This is a genomic window from Microcystis sp. M53598_WE2, from assembly GCF_030067735.1.
GTDB lineage: Bacteria > Cyanobacteriota > Cyanobacteriia > Cyanobacteriales > Microcystaceae > Microcystis > Microcystis aeruginosa.
In genome coordinates this window covers 1-2,035 of the sequence record NZ_JASJFE010001011.1, presented here as the reverse complement: position 1 = coordinate 2,035, position 2,035 = coordinate 1, and the positions used below count along the sequence as shown (strand labels likewise).

Below are 2,035 nucleotides of genomic sequence, written 5' to 3'. Positions count from 1 at the left end.
CCCGAAAGCTGCCGAATCTTCTACTCCTTGGGTCAGTTCTCCAGAGTCAGAGGAAGAATAGAAAATTTCTCTGGGGGATTTTCCTCTATAATAAAGGTAAAAAATCTGGATTGATACCCCTATGACCGAACTTGCTCAACAAAAATGTCAACCTTATCAATCGGGTTCTTCTCCTATCACTGCCGAGGAAATTACCGCTTTACAGGCTAAAATTCCCGATTGGAATCTCTTAGAATACGAGGGTATTCCCCGTCTGCAAAAACTCTATAAATTTGCCAATTTTCAAGGGGCAATCGCCTTTACTAATGCCGTGGGAGAAGCGGCGGAAAAAGAAGGCCATCACCCCGCTTTATTGACAGAATGGGGTAAAGTTACCGTTTCTTGGTGGACCCATGACGTGGGGGGATTACATCAAAATGATTTCATCATGGCTGCCCGTACCGATGATATTTATCGCCAACAAAATGCTTAATCGTAGGCGCGAATCATCGCTTGGGTTCCCTGTTTAATTCCCTTGCCTTCGTCCAATTCCGCTACTACTTTAAATAGAGTTTCCGCTAAATCTGTCCCGGGCAGAATTTCCCCGGCTGTCTGGGCAGTTTCTTTGACTAATCGCAAATCTTTTAAAATATGTTCAATCATAAAAGCTGGCTGTAAATCTTGGGCGAGGATTTTTGGTCCCAAATTTTCTAAAGCCCAAGAACCCGCCGCCCCCGTTTTACAGACTTCTATGACTAAATTGGGGTCTAATCCTTGAATTTTTGCCATTTTTAGAGCCTCACACAGCGCCACCATGTGAACCGCCCCCAAGACTTGATTACAGAGTTTTACCGCTTGTCCGTTGCCGATTTCGCCACACCAGCGAATAGTTTTGCCCATGGCTTGAAAACAGGGCAGACAAGTCTGAAAATCCGCTTCTTTCCCTCCCACCATAATAGTTAAAGTGCCGTTTTTCGCCCCAATATCGCCCCCAGAGACGGGAGCATCGAGAAAACGGAGATTATTTTCCTCTAGCTTTTTACCAATCATCCTAGCGGCTTGAGAGCCAATGGTACTCATATCCACCACCAGAGTTCCCACCGCTGCCGATTCCATGACACCCCCCGGTCCTAAAATTACCGCTTCCACGTCAGGCACATCCCCGACGCAGGTAAAGACAATCTCGGCATCCCTGACGGCGGCGGCGATACTAGAACGAATGTTCGCACCAGCTGCCCCGGCAATGGTTATCCCCGGCCCCTCTGGGGTACGATTCCAAGCATTGACAGCAAAACCTCGACGGACAAGATTAACCGTCATCGGCGCTCCCATCACTCCTAATCCTAAAAAGGCAATTTTTTGACTCATAATTTTGGTAATCAAGGGAACAGGGTGTGGGGAAGTGGGGAAGTGGGGAAGTGGGGAAGTGGGGAAGTGGGGAAGTGGGGAAGTGGGGAAGTGGGGTGTATTTTCAGTGAACAGTAATCAGTAAACAGTGAACTGATAACTGATAACTGATAACTGATAACTGATAACTGATAACTGATAACTGTTTTAGGATTCTACCATTTGCAGAAATTGGGCTTCTGAAAGGGTTTTTATGCCTAATTTTTGAGCCTTTTTGAGTTTCTCACCGGGGGCTTTACCGAGGAGAATATAATCAGTGTTCGCACTGGGGGAACTGGTAACAGTACCACCGACATTAATAATCAATGATTTCGCTTTCTCGCGACTGATTTTGCTGAAGGTTCCTAGTATAACTACGCTTTTTCCCCTTAGGGTATTTTCGGCGGATTCTTGACTCGTTTGGACTATCTCCGCTGCGGGTTGCACTTCTAAACTCGTATCGGCAACCAGGATTTTTTCTGCTGCTACTACCGGAGTTTCCTCGGCAATCACCGGGGTGGTTTCCGGCTCTTCTACTACAGGAGTTTCACTAATAATTGCTTCTGGTTCATTAGTAATAATGGGAGCAGTTTGTCGAGAGAAATCGTCTCTTTCTTGTTGTAGGTTTTGAATTTTAACCACTAAAGCGGCGATTTCTTTTTGCTTAGTT

At 45.9% G+C, this 2,035-nt stretch carries 3 protein-coding genes; 1 reads left to right on the top strand and 2 read right to left on the bottom strand.

Annotated elements, in window-relative coordinates; translation table 11 throughout:
* Positions 1 to 121: 121 nt before the first annotated feature.
* Positions 122 to 472: a 4a-hydroxytetrahydrobiopterin dehydratase gene (locus tag PX636_RS20725; RefSeq protein WP_002744294.1), complete on the top strand. Its 351-nt coding sequence runs from the start codon at positions 122 to 124 to the stop codon at positions 470 to 472.
* Here the strand turns inward: PX636_RS20725 and PX636_RS20720 are convergent.
* Together PX636_RS20720 and PX636_RS20715 are read right to left on the bottom strand one after the other, a co-directional pair.
* Positions 469 to 1,347: an NAD(P)-dependent oxidoreductase gene (locus tag PX636_RS20720; protein WP_012266719.1), complete on the bottom strand. Its 879-nt coding sequence runs from the start codon at positions 1,345 to 1,347 to the stop codon at positions 469 to 471. The two genes, PX636_RS20725 and PX636_RS20720, sit on opposite strands and share 4 nt — an antisense overlap.
* Before the next feature lie 186 nt (positions 1,348 to 1,533).
* Positions 1,534 to 2,035, bottom strand: a 502-nt coding sequence (locus PX636_RS20715; protein ID WP_353853498.1) for a BRCT domain-containing protein, incomplete at its 5' end; no start/stop codon positions are given.